The organism is Cytobacillus gottheilii (assembly GCF_001636345.1).
In the GTDB taxonomy this organism is placed as follows: domain Bacteria; phylum Bacillota; class Bacilli; order Bacillales; family Cytobacillaceae; genus Cytobacillus; species Cytobacillus gottheilii.
Map to the genome: position 1 here is coordinate 2,779,777 of NZ_KV440945.1, position 19,577 is coordinate 2,799,353.

The following is a 19,577-nucleotide window of genomic DNA, read 5'->3' on the forward strand; positions in this document are numbered from 1 at the left end:
TTTAAATAAGAGAAGATACATATTTTCTCGCTTCGGCATCAGCTGATTTTATCTCAGCAAGACCTGGATTAGCAATATGCTGATGTGCATGTAATGCCCGCTCAATATACTCCTCAATTTGAAGAAATGAAATTTTCCCTTCTAAAAAGGCGGCCACAGCTGCTTCATTTGCAGCATTTAAAACGGTTGGCATACTGCCCCCCGCTTTACCAGCATCATAGGCAAGCTGTAAACAGCGGAAGCGATTGAAATCCATAGCTGTAAAATGCAGCTTTCCTATTTCAGCTAAATTCAGGCGATTGGCTGAAGGCAAAGGCAGTCGATCCGGATATGTCAGCGCATATTGAATCGGCACCCTCATGTCGGGCGTGCCAAGCTGGGCGATCACACTGCTGTCATGAAATTCAATCATTGAATGGATGATGCTTTCTTTATGAAGCAGAACATCAATATTTTCATATGGCATCGAAAACAGCCAATGAGCCTCTATTACTTCAAGTCCTTTATTCATCATAGAAGCAGAGTCTATCGTGATCTTTGCACCCATTGACCAGTTTGGGTGGTTCAATGCTTGTTCGACTGTTACATTCTGAAGTTCTTCCCTAGTTTTATCGCGGAAGCTGCCTCCAGATGCGGTTAATATTAGTTTTTCGATATTCTTCTCTTTTTCACCTTGTAATGCCTGAAAAATGGCAGAATGCTCACTGTCCACCGGAAGCAGAGCCACACCATTTTTTTTAGCGGCTTCCATGACAAGGTGCCCCGCTGTAACGAGCGTTTCCTTATTAGCTATCGCAATCGTCTTTTTCTCTTCGATTGCTTGGAGAGTGGGTTCTAAACCAACGCTCCCAAGGACTGCATTTACTAATACATCTGCTTTATGATAAACGGCAACTTCCGTTAACCCTTGTTGTCCATATGTAAAAGATATGCCTGGAAATTCGCTTTTAAGAACTTCCATATCATTTTTATCTGAAACTGAGACTAGTTCTGGCTGAAATTCAACAATGATTTTTCTAGCCAAATCTAAATTCTTACCGACAGAAAATGCCGATAATCTAAATTCATCCGGATGTTCTTTTAAAACATCTAGCGTTTGAGTACCGATTGAACCAGTAGCTCCCATTAAACTTATATGTTTCAATTTTACCTCTCCTATCAAAACCAGGCTGGCATTTAAATAAAATGCAGTAAATGAATTAATGGCCAAACAAACAGCAAGCTGTCAAAGCGGTCTAGAACCCCGCCGTGTCCGGGCATAATTTTCCCAGAATCCTTCACCTTATAATGACGCTTAAAAGCAGACTCTGCTAAATCTCCAACTTGTCCAAAAATTGATAATACTATAGTCATCACGATTAACTGGACTGGCGATAGATTCATATCTGTAAAGATCATGAATAAAATAGCTACGATAAGCGCACATGCAACTCCGCCGAGCGAACCTTCAATTGTTTTGTTTGGGCTAATTTCCGGCCACAGTTTTCTCTTCCCGATCGCTTTTCCAATCAGATATGCTCCTGAATCTGTTGCCCACATTAAAAACAAGGAATAAAAAATAAAAATTAGACCGTTATCAGCAAATCTCGTTTCAATAAAGAAATGAAAACCTACACCTATGTATAAAACCGTTAAAATCACAAACCCCGCATCATCAAAATGAAACTTGTTCTTCGATACAACAGTATAGGAAAGAAACAAGAATAGAAACAAGATGATTATATCAAAGCGGGAGCTATTCCAATCAGTTAAGATATATTGATAATCAGCCGGCAATAAGATGGTCCATAATAATAAAGTCGATAGAACTCCGGGTATAGACCAGATATGTAAATTGCGCATTCTTAACAGCTCATGAAGACCAACTGTAGCGATTATATACGTAAAAACGGTAAGAGGAAGTCCTCCAAAGATGACGATAGGCAATAAAATTGCGACAAAAACCACTGCTGAAATACTTCTTTGCTTCATTGTTTATTCAACATCCTTTATTATACTCCTCCAAATCGTCTTTGACGACTTTGGAATGCTTCGATTGCATCGGCAAGATGTTCTTCTGTAAAATCTGGCCATAATACATCTGTAAACCAAAATTCTGAATAGGCAAGCTGCCACAGCATAAAATTGCTCAAGCGAATTTCCCCGCTTGTTCTAATTAACAAATCAGGATCACTTAGTTCACACGTCATTAAATATTTAGAAAACAGCTCATCATCCAGCTGATTTTCATCTATTATACCACTTTTAATATCTTTTAAGACATTTTGAACTGCATTGATGATCTCAGCTCGGCTTCCATAATTCATCGCAAAATTCAAAATGAGACCGTCATTATCTTTTGTTTCATTCATAGCCTTTTCAATTGCATTTAAAGTATGCTTAGGCAATAACTGTTTATCGCCGATCATACGCACTTGCACATTTTCCTCTATCAATTCCGGCAAGAAGGTGCCCAAAAATTCTTCCGGCAATTTCATTAAGTATTCTACTTCTAACTTAGGACGTTTCCAATTCTCAGTTGAAAAAGCATAGAGGGTCAGCGTATCAATCCCAAGCAGATTTGCAAAACGGGTTATCTTCCGGACTACCTTCATTCCTTCATGATGGCCAGCCACTCTTGGCAGTGCTCTTTTTTTAGCCCATCTCCCATTTCCATCCATAATGATGGCGACATGCGAAGGCACTGCACCTTCCTGTATTTTTTCTGCCCGTTCTCTCAAACTGGAAGAGCTGATATTATTCTTCCAAAACTTCATCTTATCGAACATATATATACTCCTTTAAAATAGGTTACTTGCCTTCAGTGAACTCTGTGCCATGGTCATGCTTCCTAAAAGGAATTGATGATTACTGAACTTCTGAAAGGAATAATCCTATTTATTATAGGCTAAATTCATTCTCAAATAAAATAATATATAAAAACGCTGAGATCATAATTATGTATAAACTGCTTAACATTTCAAAGCTCATCTAATCATACCAAAAATTTTCCGTTTTATCTTTAAAAATTACGCTTAAATGAAGTTTTCTATTCATCATTGTTAAAAAAATACATGAAATGCTTTTAAATTAGAGTACCGAGCCGTTTTTCACATGAATTGAACGATGTGGCAGGACACATGCTTTTCCCCCATAGTGTAAAAAAACCCCCTAAAAATAGAGGGTTTTAACACTATTTGAGAAGTGATTAAACTTCCATAATCTCTTTTTCTTTATCTTTTGTAATATTGTCAATTTTGCTGATGTAATCATCAGTTAATTTTTGAATATCATCTGAGTAACCGCGAAGATCATCCTCTGTAATCTCACCGTTCTTTTCATTCTTTTTAAGCTCATCGTTGCTGTCGCGACGGATGTTTCGAACTGCAATTTTAGCTTCTTCAGCTTCTTTCTTAACAACTTTCACTAATTCCTTACGACGTTCTTCTGTTAGCTGTGGAATAGCTAAACGAATAATGCTGCCGTCATTTGAAGGTGTTAAGCCAAGATCAGATTTTAAAATAGCCTTCTCAATTTCTCCAAGTACAGATTTATCATATGGCTGAATAACAAGAAGACGAGCTTCTGGAACTGATACGCCAGCCAGCTGATTAATTGGAGTTGGAGCTCCGTAATAATCTACAGTAACGCGGTCAAGCAAGGAAGCATTCGCTTTACCTGCACGAATTCCCGCTAATTCACGTGTATAAGCCCCAATTGCTTTTGTCATACGCTCTTTAGCATTATCAATGGTTTGCTTTGTCATTATGATTTCCCCCTTACAATTGTACCAATTGGTTCACCCATTACAGCACGATTAATATTGCCTTCTTCCATGATTGAGAACACAATTAGTGGTATATTATTGTCCATACATAGAGAGGACGCTGTTGAATCCATAACAGCCAGACCTTCTTTTAGAACATCAAGATATGATAGTTCATCATATTTCTTTGCATTTTTATCAACGCGCGGATCTGCTGAATAAACTCCATCAACGTTATTTTTGGCCATAAGAATTACCTCTGCTTCAATCTCAGCAGCTCTTAGTGCAGCCGTAGTATCAGTGGAGAAATAAGGATTGCCGGTGCCTGCAGCAAAGATCACAACACGTTTCTTTTCAAGATGACGAATCGCTCTTCTGCGAATATATGGCTCTGCAACTTGTCTCATTTCAATGGATGTTTGTACTCGCGTCTCAATTCCCATCTGTTCTAGGCTGTCTTGAAGAGCAAGTGAATTCATGATTGTCGCCAGCATTCCCATATAGTCTGCATTGGCTCTGTCCATGCCCATCTCTTCACCAATTTTACCGCGCCAAATATTTCCGCCGCCTACAACAACTGCGACCTCAACACCAAGCTCAGCCAAATCCTTGACCTGAACTGCAACCGATTTAATAACGGATGGATTTATTCCGAAGCCTTGCTCACCTGCTAAAGCTTCACCACTTAATTTCAAAACAACACGTTTATATTTAGGCGCGCTCATAAAAACCTCCACATTCTTTTTCCGCTAAAATTTATGCTTTATTAGAAAAAAGTCTTGAAAAACAGGGAACACAAAGTGTTCCCTGAGTTTTCAAGATTTGCATATAAGCAAATTATTTTTTCACTTGGCTCATAACTTCTTCAGCGAAGTTATCTTCACGTTTTTCGATTCCTTCTCCAACTTCGAAGCGAACGAATTCACGGATTTTACCGCCTTTAGATTCAACAAACTTGCCTACTTTTTGATCTGGGTTTTTAACAAACGCTTGATCGTTTACACAAACATCTTCAAAATACTTGCTTAAACGGCCTTCAACCATTTTAGCTACGATGTTTTCTGGCTTGCCTTCATTTAACGCTTGTTGAGTAAGAACTTGACGCTCGCGCTCTACTTCTTCAGCAGATACTTCATCACGAGATACATACTTAGGGTTTAATGCAGCAATGTGCATAGAAACGTCTTTCGCAGCATCTTCATCAGTAGTACCTTCTAGAACTGTTAACACACCAATGCGTCCGCCCATATGAAGGTAAGCACCAAATGCATCATTGTCTGTTTTTGTTAATACAGAGAAACGGCGAAGAGATAACTTTTCACCAATCTTAGCGATTGCAGAGTTGATGTGTGATTCAACTGTTGCACCGTTTGCCATTGTTTGAGTTACTGCCTCTTCAGCTGTAGCAGGTTTGCTAGCAAGAAGGTGGTCAGCAAGTTCTTGTACTAAAGTTTGGAAACCTTCGTTTTTAGCAACGAAATCAGTTTCAGAGTTTACTTCAAGAAGAACTGCTTCGTTTCCTTCAACTTTAATAGCTGTTAAACCTTCAGCAGCGATACGGTCACCTTTTTTAGCAGCTTTCGCGATTCCTTTTTCACGAAGGAAGTCGACAGCTTTTTCCATATCACCATCAGTTTCTTGAAGAGCCTTTTTACAATCCATCATACCTGCGCCTGTTTTTTCACGCAGTTCTTTTACCATTTGAGCAGTAATTGCCATTATGAAATCCTCCTTAAAAGTTGAAGTATGTAATTTTATCATTTCCATTTATTCTTGCTGTGAAACGAGATTAGTAAGATTCGCAAGAAAAGATGGCTGAATCTCTTTAAAAAAAGGTGATAAAAGGGTGCTCCCTGTTATCACCTTTTTAAATGTAATCCAGTGGATTATCCACTTTTCATACCGATAACGGCAGTGCCTCAGGGAAAAGGTCGTTCTGTCAAAAAACGAATCTTTTGTCCAGAAGACCTTTCTCCATGTCTGGGCGAATGCCGTTTACAGTGTTTGATTAAGCAGTTGTAACTTCTTCGCCTTGTTTAGCTTCAAGAATAGCATCTGCCATTTTGCCTGTTAATAGTTTAACAGCACGGATTGCGTCATCGTTTGCAGGAATAACAACATCGATTTCATCCGGATCACAGTTTGTATCAACGATACCAACGATTGGGATGTTTAATTTATGTGCTTCAGCAACAGCGATGCGCTCTTTACGAGGGTCGATGATGAATAATGCATCAGGAATAGCCTTCATGTCTTTAATTCCGCCTAAGAATTTTTCTAAGCGCTCATGCTCTTTATTAAGCTGAACAACTTCTTTCTTAGGAAGTACTTCGAAAGTTCCATCTTCAGACATTCTTTCGATATCTTTCAAACGTGCAATACGTTTTTGGATTGTTTCAAAGTTTGTTAAAGTACCACCAAGCCAGCGCTGGTTCACATAGTACATACCAGAACGGATTGCTTCTTCTTTAACAGAATCTTGAGCTTGTTTCTTTGTACCTACGAAAAGGATTGTTCCGCCGTTTCCAGCAAGCTCCTTAACGAAGTTGTAAGCTTCTTCAACCTTCTTAACAGTCTTTTGAAGGTCGATGATGTAGATGCCGTTACGCTCAGTGAAAATGTATCTTTTCATCTTAGGGTTCCAGCGGCGAGTTTGGTGACCAAAGTGTACACCAGCCTCAAGTAATTGCTTCATTGAAATTACTGACATTTGTGTTTCCTCCTAATGGTTTTGATTTCCTCCGCTCATATCATCTTCAGCCGCCAACTGTTTGACAGCACCATTCGGCTGAATCAATGAACGTGTGTATTAACACCATTTGTTAATATAGCATAATCATTTTACATATTCAAGTTATTCTTATTGTTTTTCGTGAAATTTCAACAATAATTGTATCTCTGTTTTTCCTTTATTAAGTTTTTTAGCAATCTCATTGTTTGTAAGTCCTAGATTCTTTAAGACCAGAGCCTGGCTTAACAGAGTTGGCTGCTGGGTTTGTGTGGTATCATTTATCTCTTCGGCTTCTGAATGAATGTCCTTTTCAGCATCCGGTTCAACATTCTGATTTGCAGTTTCCTCATTTATGGCTGCTTTGCTATTCTCGCTTGCTGCTTCGTCTTTAATATCTGCTTTACTATTCTCGCTTGCTGCTTTATTCTGCTGATAAACCTTCGCAGCCTGATACATAGATGCTTTTCCAATTCTAGCTTGAAAGGCTGGAGGATCTTCTAAATCTTTTTGGGGCTCTGCTCTTTTATTCTCTGTTTTTTCAGGAGATGTTTTGGCAGGAGCTTTATCTGGCGTATGCAAATCAGAGAGTTTTTGTAAAAACTCATCATTTTCTTCCTTCATTTGCGTTAAATAGGTGGAGATGATTTCTTCCATTTCCTCTGTGGCTTTTGCTTGATTTTTTTCACTTTCAATCAGCCGCGTTTGTCTCATATACAAATTAATGATTGCCACAAAGGCTAATATATTTAAGAAAAGACTTATAACTAATAGCATTACTGTCATCTTTTATACCCTCTATCCGCTATAATCAATTAGTTTCCCTTTATAAGGATGAGATTCTTTAACTGTTTGATCTTTTTTCTGGTGCTTGCGTTCAGATTGTTCCTGCTGCTGTTGGCCTTTTTGATCTTTGTCCGTTAGAGATACACTGTTCGCATCTGAATTTGCTATTACTGAGGTCCTTTTTCGTTCTTCTTCCTTTAAGGCTGCTTGAGAGGCTATATCCTGCATAACCTGGCCTCTTTGCTGAAGCTGTTCCTGCAGTTTGCCGGCATCCTGGGTTCTAGGAAGTGCAACCTGCATTTCAATTGCTTTAAGACTCATGGACTCACTTCCTTTGTTTTTGTAATTGTCATTTACAAAAAGGATCAGGTTAACCAATAAGTACTTTTCGTTCGTTATGTAATGAAATAAAAAAGTGAATTTCAAGCAAATGATGCTATTAAAAGCGCATTTGTTTGAAATCCACTTTTAAAAATGGGCTTTACTCTTTAGGTTAGGACGTATATTGGATATCCATTTTATATAACTTTATCCAAGCTTTTTCTCAACTTAAAAATAGCCTTCGAATGGATTTGTGAAATACGGGAGGTCGATAAATTCATTACTTCGCCAATTTCAGTCAATGTTAATTCTTCTTTATAAAACAGACTCAGCACAAGCTGTTCTTTATCATTCAAGTTTGTAATTAATTGAGTCATTTCGTTTAGGGCTTCATCTTTTAACACCTTTTGCTCAGGTATTAATGCTTTTTCATCTTTAATCATATGGGAAAAGCCTTCATGATCATCATCACTTGGCTGTTCATCAATAGATAAAAGATTCGAAAAGAATTGTTCATTGATGGATGAATAAACATCCTCTACAGGCATATCCAGCTCTTTAGCCACTTCTTCGATACTTGCATTGCGCATTAGCTGCTGCTCTAACCTTTCGGAGGCGGCCTCTATTTTTTTCGCCTTTTCTCTTGTACTCCGAGGAAGCCAGTCTTCTTTTCTTAATCCATCAATAATGGCTCCTCTAATTCGGAAAGAAGCATAAGTGTCAAATTTTAAATCCCTAGCAGGATCAAATTTCTGCAGGGCATCATAAAGACCCATTAACCCAAGGCTTTTAATATCGTCTCTTGATACACTTTTGGGCAGGGTAACAGATATGCGCTGAACATGATAACTGACAAGCGGCATATATTTCTTTACAAGATAGTCACCAGCTTCTGGATCACGGACATTTACCCAATTCTGCCAAGACATTTGCTCCTCAGTCGTTTGATGCAAAACAAACCCTCCTCGGGACACTTCCAGTTCTTATTGATCGTGATTGTTATAATAAGCGGCTAAACCGCCATTGATTGAAATACTAAATATCTTTTGTTCCTTGATTAACAGTACGTATATTTAAAAGTGAAGTTTCAGGATTGAATTCAATTGTCCTGCCGCTGCTTCCACCTGTATCTTCAGAAATAATTCTAATATTTAATCGTATTAACTCTTTCTTGACCGCCTCGACATTGCGAGGACCAATGCGCATTAAATCACTTCCGCCGGAAAACTTGAACATTTGTGCTCCGCCGGCTAATTTAGCGCGAAGATTTGTTTTGCACGCTCCCATTTTTAATAAAAGAGCTAAAAGTTCAATAATGGCTGTGTCTGCATACTTGGCTTTATTAATCTTCTGTTCTCTTGCTAAGGAAGATTCCGGCAGCATAACATGTGCTAAACCTGCAATTTTTTTAATTTCATCATAGATAATGACACCGACACATGAGCCAAGTCCTGATGTTCGAATGATTTGTGGCGCTTTAACGGTATTCATATCAGCTATTCCAACTTTAATAACTTCGAGCGTACTAGTCATGATCTGATACTCCTAATGCTTGAAAGATGATTGAAAAGGAATCTGGATCAGGCAGCAGGAAAAAATGCCCTCTTACCTCCTGTTTTTCCATTTTCTGCTCTTCATTAAAGGCCGTATCAATGACGATCGCATAATCACTCACTTGAGAAAGCTCAACAAGTCCAAAGCTGACGATAGCACCAACCATGTCGATGCTTAAGGCAGGTACAGATGGGTAGAGAGAAAGTTTCGTAAAATCAGATAGGCTTGATAAATAAGAACCGGAAAGAATATTTCCGAGTTCCTGCAATGCTGAAAGTGCTAATTCATTTGTTTGCCATTCCTGCAAATCGAAGTGCTGGTCATCCAGCATATCCTGAATAAAAGCAGTAGCCTGTTCAATCGGAAGCAAAAAGAACATGCTCCCTGGTGCCTCTCCCTCAATCCGAAGAAATACGCCAGCAACAATGTTTTCAGGACCGCCGGCCATATCCATCATTTCATCAAAAGTTACAATCTTGACATCTGGCACCGTCATGTCGATTTTTTTATCCAAAAGGGTGGACAGAGCGGTCGCTGCATGTCCTGCCCCAATATTACCAATCTCTTTCAAAATGTCCAAATGAACAGATGAAATAGTATTCATGTAATTCATCATTCTTCTGTGTTTCCGCTTAATCCAGGTATATCGTCTACATTTAAAACTTTTTCCAGATCGATTAGAATAAGAAGCCTTTTTTCAATCTTCGTAACTCCTAATACATAATCAGCTTCCACATTTCCGACAACCTCTGGTGAAGGTTCAATAGAGTCCTCAGAAATATCAATGACGTCATTAGCAGAATCAACGATTAATCCTACTTCCATGTCATTAACAGCCACAATAATGACGCGTGTATGATCATTGTAGCCTTCTTCCTCTAAATCGAATCGGCTTCTAAGATTAATAATCGGCGTTACAATTCCACGAAGATTGATAACACCTTTTACATAATTGGCCGTACCCGGAACTCTTGTAATATGTTCTACTTTTTCAATTGAAAGCACCTGACTAACCGGAATTGCATATTCCTTATCTTTTAGCTGAAAAACGATCAATTTTAAATCAGCTGTCATCTCTTCAACCATGCATGTCCACTCCTCTTATTAACCCCTTAACATCAGCTTATATTCATGATGGGAAAGCACTTTTAGCACTTTTCCAGTATTCACTTATTGCACGTATAGTAATAAGGTGTATCCTTAAAATTTTGCGGATTACGGTACGTTTCCTTAGCGATTTTAATAATTTTCCCGCTTGAATAACGCACCATCCGCTAAAGCTTTATGCTTATTTTATTAGTGCATTGCAATCTACAATTAATGCTACTTGTCCATCTCCAAGGATTGTTGCGCCAGAAATGGCAAAAACATTTGATAAATAGCTGCCAAGTGACTTTAGCACCACTTCCTGCTGGCCGATAAAGGAATCAACAACTAGTCCAGCCATTTTATCTCCTTTTCGAACAATGACTACAGAGTAAAATTCATCACCCTGTTCTGAAACTGGCACTTCAAAGATATCCTTCAAGAATAAAAGAGGTACAACCTTGCCTCTAAAATCAATTACCTTTTGGTTGTGTGCATTGAGAATATCTGATTCTTTTACAATCGCTGTCTCAATAATAGATGATAGAGGAACAGCAAACTTCTCTTTTTGAATTTCCACAAGCATGACCGAAATAATGGACAATGTTAATGGCAATTGAATTGAAAAAGTGGAACCTTGGCCGAGTTTCGAATCGATTGTCACAGATCCGCCTAAAGATTCAATTGTGTTTTTAACAACGTCAAGACCTACACCGCGGCCAGATACATCAGATATTTTATCGGCAGTAGAGAAACCAGATGCGAAAATAAGCTCAAAAACCTGCTTATCTGTCATTGCAGCTCCAGCTTGTTCAGTGATAATTCCATTTTTCAAAGCTTTTGCCAATACTTTATCTCTGCTGATGCCTGCTCCATCGTCATCAATTTCGATAAAGACATGATTTCCGCTATGGAATGCTTTTAATACAACATTTCCTTCTTCGTTTTTCCCTTTTGCTTTTCTTTCCTCTGGTGTTTCTACGCCATGATCAAGTGCATTTCTGATTAAATGGACTAGCGGATCACCAATTTCATCGATAACTGTACGATCTAATTCAGTTTCTGCTCCAATAATCTGCAGATTGATTTTTTTATTTAAATCACGCGCAAGCTGACGGACCATCCGCGGAAAACGATTGAAAACTGTTTCAACAGGAACCATTCGCATGTTAAGAATAATATTCTGCAAATCACCAGAAATTCTGGACATATGTTCAACTGTTTCCTGAAGCTCCTGATTATTTAAATCCCGTGAAATCTGCTCAAGTCTTCCCCGGTCAATTACAAGCTCTTCAAATAAGTTCATCAAAATATCTAAACGTTCAATATTAACGCGAATGGTTTTGTTGCTCGATTGCTTCGCTGGCGCTTTTTTATCATCCTTTTGAGCTTCAGGTGGAGTTATATCTACAACTTCAGCTAAGACAGGAGTATCTTCAACAGTTGTTTGTGTGGAGTCCTCCACATCAGCTGCCTGCTTTTTCAGTTCTTCTACGGAAATAGCATGAACATCTGCTTTTTCTACCTCTGAAACTTTCATTACTTTCTTCTGGATGTCATCAATTGATTCTTTCGTCACAATTGTTACGGTAAATTCATGATCAAATTGTTCTTCTTCAAGCTGATCTGCAGAAGGACTTGATTTAATTACTTCACCCGTTGTTTCCAAGACTTCAAATACCATAAATACACGTGCAGCCTTTAAAAGGCAGTCTTCACGCAATTGAACAGTAATTTCATAAGCATGAAACCCTTGCTCATTTGATTGCTCGATCACTGTTAATTCAAACTCATCATAGCTGCTCTTTGCTGCACTGAATTGTGGAGGTTCTGCTATTGCAACAGCCGTTTCAGCAGCTGCCAGAGCTCCAGCAGGGCTTTTCCCTTGCTCAATTAATTTTAGCTTCTCAACAACAGAGGAAACATCACGTTTTCCATCTCCGCCGCCTGCGATCGATTCGACCATTGCCTCAAGATCGTCAACAGATAAAAAAACAACATCCAGTATTTCTGAATTTACTTTTATCTTTTGATTGCGAATGGCATCTAGCACATTTTCCATTTGATGTGTCAGACTAGCTAAATCCTCATACCCCATTGTTGCCGACATCCCTTTTAACGTATGGGCAGAACGGAAAATATCATTCACGATCTTAAGGTCTTCGGGATTTTTTTCGAGTTCAAGCAGTTGTTCGTTACATGCTTGTAAATGTTCTTTACTTTCTTCAATAAATACTTCTAAATATTGACTCATTTCCATGCGAATGCACTCCTTGGCATTATACATATTTGATTATAGCTTCAGCTATAAGGTCTACCTTTTTTACTTCATCAACTAGATTAGTGGCAATTGCGGATTTAGGCATTCCGTATACGATGGATGATTCCTCCGATTCAGCAATGGCTTTTACATTTCCCTTTTCTTTTAGGGCCATTAAACCTTTTGAACCGTCAGATCCCATGCCGGTCATAATAACAGCTACCTTTGCAAATCCCTCAATCATGCTCACAGATTCAAACATGACATCAACCGATGGTCTATGACCATTCCTGGCTTCTGCCTGATTCAGCTTTGCCTGCAATGAAGTTCCTTTCTTCATAACCTGCAGATGATAGCCTCCTGGTGCTATATAGGCAGTTCCTTTTTGTAAGATCTCTCCATCCTCTGCTTCCTTTACGGTTATTTGAGATAGATGGTTTAATCTATTTGCAAGAGAATGTGTAAAACCTGCAGGCATATGCTGCACAATGACAATAGGTGCAGGAATGGCGGAAGGTAATCTTGTGAGCACAGCCTGCAAAGCCCGCGGACCTCCAGTGGATGTGCCTATACAGACAATTTTACTATCTGTTGGTTTCCACGAAGACTTAAAATCATCCTTTTGCCCTAATATCTTTGTTGGTTCTATTTTACTATAATTTTGCGGTGAATTAGTAGGTATTTTCTTTTCCAGTGGATATTTCACCAGCTGCTTTATATTTGCACTGCTAACCGAAACAACCTTTTCTATTAATTCCTGCTTTATTTTGTGCAGATCTAAAGAAATGGCTCCGGATGGTTTGGCAATAAAATCAATTGCACCATAGGCGATTGCCTGTATGGTATTTTCTGCCCCCTCCTTCGTCGTACTGGAAAGCATGAGAACGGGTACAGGATTTTTTTCCATAATTAGCTTTAATGCATCTAAACCATTTAATACGGGCATTTCTACATCCATCGTGACAACATCTGGTTTAAGCTCGATGGTTTTTTTGAGCCCATCTTCTCCATTGCGTGCCGTACCGATGATATGGATCCGAGGATCTTCAGTGAGAAAATCTGCAATTAATTTTCGCATAAAAGCAGAATCATCAACAATAAGCACATTTATTCTCTTCATTAATCACACTACCTTTCAAAGAGAAGACGCCTTAAGTTTGCAACAAAATTGGTTTTCTTTTTCATAGACTGAATATCATCAATTGGCTTTATAAGCAGGTCTGCAACCTGTTTGATTCCCTTTGCTGCCGGTGACCTATCATTATAAAGGACAAGAGGAATCTGTCTTTTTACCGCCATTGAGATGTTTTGATCATCAGGGATCGAACCAAGAAAGGCCGTTTCAATTCCTAAAAACTTCTTAAGGGCACCATTTATGCGCTGAAACGTTTCCTTTCCTTCTTTCTCGTTTTGTACCCTATTAACAATAAAATGAAAAGGGATACGGTCATTAAGCAATTTTACATGCTTAACTGCTGCGTATGCATCTGTTATGGAAGGAGGCTCTGTCGTAGTTACAACAATTATATCCTCAGCAGACAGAATAAATTTGGATGAGTGCTCTGAAATACCTGCTCCCATGTCGAAAAAAACAAAATCATATTGATAGAGCAGCTGCTGGAATTCATCCATAAACCGGCTCATATGCATAGGATCAAAATCAATGAAATGTGAAAGACCCGTTCCACCAGCAATATAATGAAGCGATTGCGGGCCAGAGACAATGATTCTTTCCAGCCCGACATTGTTTTGAAAAAAATCAGCAATGGTGTACGGTGGAGAGGTTCCCATGAGAATATCAATATTGCCCATTCCAATATCCATATCAATCAGCAGGACTTTATATCCATTCCCACTTAGCGTAAGAGCCATGTTTAAGGATATATTTGATTTTCCTACTCCGCCTTTTCCACTCATAACCGCAATGGTACGCGTCTTACTTCCTTCACCATTGTTTTCAACTCTAGAACGAAGCTTGGCAGCCTGATCATACATTAGAATCTACCCCGATTATTGTTTTAGTAATAGCTTCTGGTGTAGCATAGATCAAATCATCTGGTACATCCTGGCCATTTGTAATATAAGCTGCGCCTTTTTGATGCTTATAAATAAGGTTAAACATCGCTCCATAGCTCGAAGTTTCATCCGCTTTTGTAAAAACAAGCCTATCGATATGGATATTTGAAAATTGAGTATATATTTCCTCCATATCACGCTGCTTTGAAGTTAATGAAAGGACAAGATATGTTTCCATATCATGTTCAAAGTCGATCGTCCGCTTAAGATCTTCAACATATTTCTTGTTACGAAAATTTCGTCCTGCTGTATCAATAAAAACAAGATCATATTGTGAGAACTTTTCAGCAGCAATATTAAATTCTTCGAGTGAATAACACACTTCAAGTGGTACATTTAAAATTTCCGCATATGTTTTCAACTGCTCAACTGCTCCAATTCGGTACGTGTCAGCTGTAATAAAAGCTACTGATTTTTTATGAGTCATCACACATTCTGCTGCAATCTTTGCAAGTGTTGTGGTTTTCCCGACACCTGTTGGGCCAATTACATTCACATATTTTTTCTGAAAAGAAATGCCTCCAAATGGGATGTTTGTTAACTTTTCATTCATTTCAGACTTAAGCCACTTTTCTACAGACGATTCTGCACTCTCGCCGCTTGCATACCATTTTTCAAGAAGGTTTTGTTCAATTGAAAAAATGACTTGCTGATCAATTTCCTGCTCATGTAACAGGTTATGTACGCGAAGCAGTGGAGCGGGAAGATGGGCTGTGTTTTGATTATGTTCTTTGCCCATCGTTCCAACCAGCTTTTTCAAATCGTTCAATTCTTTAAGAATAGGGTCATTATTATTTTCATTCACTGGTAACTTTTGACCTTCTATTGTGAATTTTGCCATGTCCTTTTGATTACTTTGTTTATTTTTGATCATTGGTTTTTGTTCTTTTTCAGGCTTTGAATCAGCAGCTGCCAGCACTTCAATATTCTGTTTCTTGAAGAAACCTAAAAACCCACCTGTCTGTATGACTCTTGAATTTAAGATGACTGCATCGTTACCCAGCTCAGCTCTGATCTTTTTCATCGCTTCAGGCATGGACTCTGCAACATATTTTTTTACCTTCACTCAGCATTCACCACCCCTACACTTTGCACTTCAGCATTTGCTTCAAGTTCATTATAAGAAAGGATTGGAATTTGCGGAAAGTACCTTTCCGTCAACTGACGCACATACATTCTTACTGCCGGAGAGCAGAGAACAATCGGCGTCTGTTCCATCAAAGATAATTGTTCCACTTGTGAGGCAATTGATTCAAGTATCGATTGCGATACACCCGGATCTAATGTTAAGAAAGATCCATGTTCTGTTTGCTGGACGGCATCAGCAATCAATTTTTCAACCTTGCCGGAAAGGGTAACAACCTTTAAGGATTCACCAGGCTGATAATATTGGCTCGTAATTTGGCGGGCCAGCGCCTGGCGCACATATTCCGCGAGGATATCCGTGTCACTTGTAGCCTTCGCATAATCGGCAAGTGTCTCAAATATAATCGGCAAATTGCGGATTGAAATATTTTCTTTTAGTAACTTTGCTAATACCTTTTGAACTTCTCCTACCGATAAAGGACTTGGTGACACTTCTTCAACAAGAATCGGATAGCTTTCTTTTAAATGATCGATTAGCTGCTTTGTTTCTTGTCTGCCTAACAGATCATGTGCATTCATTTTAATCATTTCAGTAATATGTGTAGAGACAACTGAAGGAGGATCGACTACCGTATAGCCAAATATTTCAGCCTGTTCCTTCATTTGTTCTGTAATCCATTTAGCCGGCAAACCAAATGAAGGCTCGACTGTATCAATTCCCTCAATAGAGTCATCTTCAATGCCTGGGCTCATGGCCAAATAGTGATCGAGCAGCAGTTCGCCGCGTGCCATCTCATTGCCTTTTATTTTTAAGCGATATTCGTTTGGCTGCAGCTGTATGTTGTCACGTATACGTACAACAGGAATTACAAGCCCTAACTCAATAGCCAGCTGTCTTCTAATCATGACAATCCGATCGAGCAAATCACCGCCCTGATTCGCATCTGCCAACGGAATAAGACCATATCCAAATTCGAATTCAATTGGATCAACATTTAACAGATTTACCACACTCTCAGGACTTTTCATCTCACTCGTTTCAATTTCTTCTTCCATTTCCTGAAGCTGTTCTTTATTTGTTTCAGGTACACGAGATATCATGTATCCTCCTACAATAAGCAACCCGCTAATTGGAAGGGGAAGAAAAATGCCAATCGGAGTGAAAATACCCAGCAAAAGGATGGTTCCTCCTGTCACATATAGCATTTTCGGATAAGCGAAAAGCTGTGATGTAATATCTTTCCCGATATTTCCATCTGAAGCTGCTCTAGTCACAACAATACCAGTAGCGGTCGAAATTAATAAAGCAGGTATTTGACTTACTAATCCGTCCCCGACTGTCAGCATCGAGTACGTTGTTGCTGCTTCGGCAATAGGAAGGCCGAGTTGAACCATACCAATGACAATCCCGAAAATCAAGTTAATAATTGTAATTATAATTCCTGCGATGGCATCACCTTTGACGAACTTACTCGCACCATCCATTGCTCCATAAAAATCTGATTCGCGGCTTACTTTCTCCCGTCTTTCCTTTGCTTCTTGTTCAGAAATCATGCCGGCATTTAAATCAGCATCAATACTCATCTGCTTTCCTGGCATTGCATCAAGGGTAAATCTTGCAGCTACTTCCGACACCCTCTCTGAACCTTTTGTAATGACAACAAACTGTATAATTACAAGGATCAAGAATACAACCATTCCGACTAATATATTGCCGCCCGTCACAAAAGAACCAAATGTTTCGACAACCTTTCCTGCGTCACCTTCTGAAAGAATAGAGCGGGTAGTTGAAACGTTTAATCCGAGTCTGAACAGTGTCATCAGCAAAATTAAGGAAGGAAAAATTGAAAATTCAAGTGCTTCCTTCATATTCATTGCCGTTAATAATACCATGAGCGCCAAGGCCATATTCACAATGATTAATATACTTAATAACCAATGCGGAAGCGGGATAATGAGCATCGCAACGATCATTATGACACTCAGCAGCACCGTTAAGTCTCTTATTGCCATTTATTCTCTCTCCTAACATTACAAACACGAAGCGATCTCAATAGGGTGATGGATCTCCTATTAAATTTTGTGCTTAATTCGATAAACGTAAGCAAGTATTTCTGCTACCGCTTTAAAAAACTCTTCAGGAATTGCTTCCCCAATTTCTGCTTGACTATACAGCGCTCTTGCCAGCGGCCGATTTTCAACAGCAGCAACATCATTTTCTTTGGCAATGAGCTTGATTTTCTGTGCTACAAAATCTACCCCTTTCGCAACTACAATGGGTGCATCTGAAACAGCATCATCATACTTTAACGCAATGGCATAATGGGTAGGGTTTGTAATCACTACATCTGCTTTTGGCACTTCCTGCATCATTCTTCTCATCGCCATTTCTCTTTGCTTCTGTTTTATTTTCGATTTAATGAGCGGGTCCCCTTCAGAGTTCTTATGCTCATCCTTTATATCCTGTTTTGACATGCGGATATTTTTTTCGAAATCGTATTTTTGATAAAAATAGTCTAGAACAGCGAGAAATAACAAAGCAAGAACTGCAAATAAACCCATCTGTACGGTCAGACTGCCAATTGTAGCCATCGCAGCTCCGATTGACTTCTGTGATAAATAAAGAATTTCATCAATCCGCATCCATAATATCGCGAAAGCCACAACACCAACAAAGCCAATTTTCAACATTGATTTAAGCAATTCCACTAGTGCCCGAACAGAAAAGATTCTTTTAAAGCCTTTAATTGGATCTAACTTTTCAAGCTTCGGCTGAATCGCTTCTGTTGAAAAAAGGACACCTACTTGAGCATAATTAGCAATAATTCCTCCAACCATCGCAACCGCCATGATCGGACCGAGAAATATAACAAGCTCTTTTAAAACATCCAGAAAAATTACCTGAATTCCTTCTTCGGTTAAATCAAGCATGATATATTCCTGAAAGGAGTGTCTCATAATATAGATCAAAATATTAATCAAATAGGAACCGGCAAAGAATAAAAATAAAAAAACAGCCAGCAAAACTAGTGCCGTATTGATATCCTGACTTTTTGCTACCTGACCCTTTTTACGTGAATCCTGTTTCTTTTTTGGGGTCGCTTTTTCCGTTTTTTCACCTGCAAAAAGCTGAAGGTCCAAGGATAAAAGCTTCATGTCATGAGCCTCCAATCAATTCCATCAGTCCGCGCATGGTTGTTAAAGTTGCTTCAAAGGCTTCCGAAACGACAACCATCATTACACTCATGACAACGACTAAAACAATAAAACTAACTCCAATTTTTAACGGCAGTCCAACAACAAATACATTTAGCTGCGGCACAGTTCGAGCTACAATGCCAAGTGCTACATCAACAAGAAATAAGCTGCCGACAACAGGAATTGACATTTGAAAAGCGATAATGAACATAGAATTAAAAGCTCTAATGACAAATTCAGCCATATTAGCATTGCCAAATGGAATAAACAGCTGATCGATTGGGACAAACTGATAGCTGTGATAAATGCCATCAAGGAGCAAATGATGGCCATTGACCGATAATAGAAAAAGAAGAGCTACCGTATAAAGGTATTGACCTGTCAGCGGACTTTGTGCACCAGTCTGAGGATCAATCACATTTGCGATCGCAAAGCCCATCTGAAAATCAATAAATCCTCCAGCAATCTGAATAGCAGCCATCATTAAATAGGCAATGAATCCAACCATTAAACCTACTAGAGCTTCTTTGATAATTAGCATAAAGTAATTTGCATCGATCTCAAATTCAGGAATGTCCATCGTATAAAACATAATCCAGGCCATAAAGAATCCCAAACCAATCTTATGAGAATTCGGAATGGACCGATAAGAAAAAAGGGGCATCATTAGAAAAAATGATGTAACCCTAACAAGTACAAGTAAAAATGCAGGGAAAGATGGTAAAAAATCTAACATG

General features: G+C 38.9%; 20 protein-coding genes. All 20 read right to left on the reverse strand.

The genetic code is table 11. The features are described 5' to 3' along the window. Position 1 precedes the first annotated feature (1 nt). Positions 2-1,144: a 1-deoxy-D-xylulose-5-phosphate reductoisomerase gene (gene dxr / locus A6754_RS13440; protein WP_066446525.1), complete on the reverse strand. Its 1,143-nt coding sequence runs from the start codon at positions 1,142-1,144 to the stop codon at positions 2-4. A 32-nt stretch (positions 1,145-1,176) separates the two neighbouring features. Beyond that, positions 1,177-1,971 (reverse strand): phosphatidate cytidylyltransferase, encoded by a 795-nt coding sequence (locus A6754_RS13445; RefSeq protein ID WP_066446528.1) that lies wholly within the window; start codon positions 1,969-1,971, stop codon positions 1,177-1,179. Positions 1,972-1,991: 20 nt separating this feature from the next. Next, positions 1,992-2,768, reverse strand: coding sequence for an undecaprenyl pyrophosphate synthase (gene uppS, locus A6754_RS13450; RefSeq protein ID WP_066446530.1), 777 nt, complete (start codon positions 2,766-2,768; stop codon positions 1,992-1,994). A gap of 419 nt (positions 2,769-3,187) precedes the next feature. Continuing rightward, entirely contained in the window at positions 3,188-3,745 is a 558-nt protein-coding gene (frr, locus tag A6754_RS13455) for a ribosome recycling factor (RefSeq protein WP_066446533.1), read from the reverse strand. Continuing rightward, positions 3,745-4,470, reverse strand: a complete 726-nt coding sequence (gene pyrH, locus A6754_RS13460) for a UMP kinase (protein ID WP_066446535.1) — start codon at positions 4,468-4,470, stop codon at positions 3,745-3,747. The genes frr and pyrH overlap by 1 nt, the downstream gene beginning before the upstream one ends. A 112-nt stretch (positions 4,471-4,582) precedes the next feature. Then, on the reverse strand, positions 4,583-5,464 hold the full coding sequence (tsf, locus tag A6754_RS13465; RefSeq protein WP_066446537.1) for a translation elongation factor Ts: 882 nt from the start codon (positions 5,462-5,464) through the stop codon (positions 4,583-4,585). 289 nt (positions 5,465-5,753) lie between these two features. After that, on the reverse strand, positions 5,754-6,455 hold the full coding sequence (gene rpsB, locus A6754_RS13470; RefSeq protein WP_066446540.1) for a 30S ribosomal protein S2: 702 nt from the start codon (positions 6,453-6,455) through the stop codon (positions 5,754-5,756). A 150-nt stretch (positions 6,456-6,605) separates the two neighbouring features. Next, the gene (locus A6754_RS13475) at positions 6,606-7,259 is read right to left on the reverse strand and encodes a hypothetical protein (RefSeq protein WP_066446542.1); all 654 of its coding nucleotides are present in this window, start codon (positions 7,257-7,259) and stop codon (positions 6,606-6,608) included. 12 nt (positions 7,260-7,271) lie between these two features. Continuing rightward, positions 7,272-7,580 (reverse strand): hypothetical protein, encoded by a 309-nt coding sequence (locus A6754_RS13480; protein ID WP_066446545.1) that lies wholly within the window; start codon positions 7,578-7,580, stop codon positions 7,272-7,274. A gap of 197 nt (positions 7,581-7,777) precedes the next feature. Then, positions 7,778-8,533: a FliA/WhiG family RNA polymerase sigma factor gene (locus A6754_RS13485; RefSeq protein ID WP_082851690.1), complete on the reverse strand. Its 756-nt coding sequence runs from the start codon at positions 8,531-8,533 to the stop codon at positions 7,778-7,780. 82 nt (positions 8,534-8,615) lie between these two features. After that, positions 8,616-9,113: a chemotaxis protein CheD gene (locus A6754_RS13490; RefSeq protein ID WP_066446547.1), complete on the reverse strand. Its 498-nt coding sequence runs from the start codon at positions 9,111-9,113 to the stop codon at positions 8,616-8,618. Continuing rightward, positions 9,106-9,747: a chemotaxis protein CheC gene (locus A6754_RS13495; protein ID WP_066451639.1), complete on the reverse strand. Its 642-nt coding sequence runs from the start codon at positions 9,745-9,747 to the stop codon at positions 9,106-9,108. Before A6754_RS13495 ends, A6754_RS13490 begins: the two co-directional genes overlap by 8 nt. Continuing rightward, positions 9,747-10,220: a chemotaxis protein CheW gene (locus A6754_RS13500; protein ID WP_066446548.1), complete on the reverse strand. Its 474-nt coding sequence runs from the start codon at positions 10,218-10,220 to the stop codon at positions 9,747-9,749. The genes A6754_RS13495 and A6754_RS13500 overlap by 1 nt, the downstream gene beginning before the upstream one ends. Positions 10,221-10,422: 202 nt before the next feature. After that, positions 10,423-12,480 (reverse strand): chemotaxis protein CheA, encoded by a 2,058-nt coding sequence (locus A6754_RS13505; RefSeq protein ID WP_066446550.1) that lies wholly within the window; start codon positions 12,478-12,480, stop codon positions 10,423-10,425. A gap of 19 nt (positions 12,481-12,499) precedes the next feature. Then, positions 12,500-13,600 (reverse strand): protein-glutamate methylesterase/protein-glutamine glutaminase, encoded by a 1,101-nt coding sequence (locus A6754_RS13510; protein WP_066446554.1) that lies wholly within the window; start codon positions 13,598-13,600, stop codon positions 12,500-12,502. 8 nt (positions 13,601-13,608) lie between these two features. Beyond that, positions 13,609-14,475, reverse strand: a complete 867-nt coding sequence (locus A6754_RS13515; RefSeq protein ID WP_066446556.1) for a MinD/ParA family protein — start codon at positions 14,473-14,475, stop codon at positions 13,609-13,611. Continuing rightward, positions 14,468-15,622, reverse strand: a complete 1,155-nt coding sequence (gene flhF / locus A6754_RS13520; protein ID WP_066446558.1) for a flagellar biosynthesis GTPase FlhF — start codon at positions 15,620-15,622, stop codon at positions 14,468-14,470. Before flhF ends, A6754_RS13515 begins: the two co-directional genes overlap by 8 nt. After that, a complete protein-coding gene (gene flhA / locus A6754_RS13525) occupies positions 15,619-17,655 on the reverse strand; it encodes a flagellar biosynthesis protein FlhA (protein ID WP_066446562.1) in 2,037 nt (678 codons plus the stop codon). Before flhA ends, flhF begins: the two co-directional genes overlap by 4 nt. A 60-nt stretch (positions 17,656-17,715) precedes the next feature. Then, a complete protein-coding gene (gene flhB / locus A6754_RS13530; protein ID WP_066446564.1) occupies positions 17,716-18,798 on the reverse strand; it encodes a flagellar biosynthesis protein FlhB in 1,083 nt (360 codons plus the stop codon). Between the two features lies 1 nt (position 18,799). Further along, positions 18,800-19,576 (reverse strand): flagellar biosynthetic protein FliR, encoded by a 777-nt coding sequence (gene fliR, locus A6754_RS13535; protein WP_066446566.1) that lies wholly within the window; start codon positions 19,574-19,576, stop codon positions 18,800-18,802. Between the last annotated feature and the right edge of the window lies 1 nt (position 19,577).